1 tRNA gene and 2 pseudogenes are annotated in these 1,248 nt (G+C 61.7%); 1 reads left to right on the forward strand and 2 read right to left on the reverse strand.

The window, feature by feature from the left end:
- Positions 1–102, forward strand: a pseudogene (locus ACLJK8_RS22770) (IS5/IS1182 family transposase); the annotation flags it as partial.
- 111 nt (positions 103–213) lie between these two features.
- Here ACLJK8_RS22770 and ACLJK8_RS22775 read toward each other — a convergent pair.
- Both ACLJK8_RS22775 and ACLJK8_RS22780 read right to left on the reverse strand, forming a co-directional pair.
- Positions 214–324, reverse strand: a pseudogene (locus tag ACLJK8_RS22775) (IS5/IS1182 family transposase); the annotation flags it as partial.
- Between the two features lie 384 nt (positions 325–708).
- A tRNA-Asn gene (locus ACLJK8_RS22780) sits at positions 709–783 on the reverse strand.
- Positions 784–1,248: the final 465 nt, after the last annotated feature.

The following is a 1,248-nucleotide window of genomic DNA, read 5'->3' on the forward strand; positions in this document are numbered from 1 at the left end:
AGGCTCAAGGACTGGCGCCGCGTCGCCACTCGATACGACCGATGCGCCCACACATTCATGAGTGCCATCCGCATCGCAGCGACCGTCATCTTCTGGTTATGAGTCCTGACCCTAGATTACGCAAGGGTCGGCGAGGCCTCCGGGACGGCCCGCCGCGATCATTTTGCCAGGTGGGCTAGGGCGTCGACTCATAAACTCTGACACCAGATCCTCGCTCAGAACTCGGCGGTCATCAACACGGGGAACTCCGCGCGGCTTGTTTGGCAACAGAGGCGAGAGGACCGACCATTCATGGTCGGTCAGTTCGTACCGGCGACGTGTCATCCAGGGCTCCCTCAGTTTCGAGCCTTGAATCAGCCACACAGCAAAACGCCAACCAGATTTATGGGTTTGCCGCCTAGNTCATCCAGGGCTCCCTCAGTTTCGAGCCTTGAATCAGCCACACAGCAAAACGCCAACCAGATTTATGGGTTTGCCGCCTAGCAACCGAATCCCCGGCGTCGATCCGCTCGACCACGGTCCGCCACTTCGCCGACTTCGGCAAGCTGAGCGACTGAAGATGGCCCAAGCCCGCGCCTCCCCGCCGAGACCTTGCAAGGAGAGAAGCGTTTCGCGCAACGTCGCGCCAAAACCGCGCGCCATGCTTACCTGGCGCTTGCCCCACGCAAGTGGCCATTGGCGAAAAATCTCGTAACCATTAGAGTTTATTGGCTCCGGCGGTTGGGATCGAACCAACGACCAATTGATTAACAGTCAACTGCTCTACCGCTGAGCTACGCCGGAACACGGTACCCATCGCTGGGTGGGGAGCCTATAGCAAAGGCGATTCCGGGCGTCCAGAGCAATCTCCGTATTCGGTGGCCCTCCGCCCCAGGGTTTCTTGAGACACCGCCGGCGGCTTATCTGAGCCGATGGAGGTGTCGAAATGGATGACGCTGAGCACGGAGGAGCCTCGGGCGCGGGGACCTCGGCTATCGGAGGAGGCGCGGCTCCGACCCGGGATCGGCGCATGACGGCGGGGCGCAGGCGGGAGGCGGTTCTTCGGCTCCTGCGCGGCGAGGCTCTGGAGGTCGTGGCTCCCGAACTCGCGGTGACGGTGGCGGATCTGAGCGGTTGAGGTCGTGTCCCAATGCTTCTCTAATCGCGTTGGTCAAGCGCTGATGCCACGATTGGAGCGTTGATGCGTGCCGGGCTCCAGGATTCTCTCTGCGGTCGCATCGTGGCGCCGCATGTTTGCGTTCAGGGTCG

Source organism: Amaricoccus sp. W119, from assembly GCF_047275745.1.
Lineage (GTDB): Bacteria > Pseudomonadota > Alphaproteobacteria > Rhodobacterales > Rhodobacteraceae > Amaricoccus.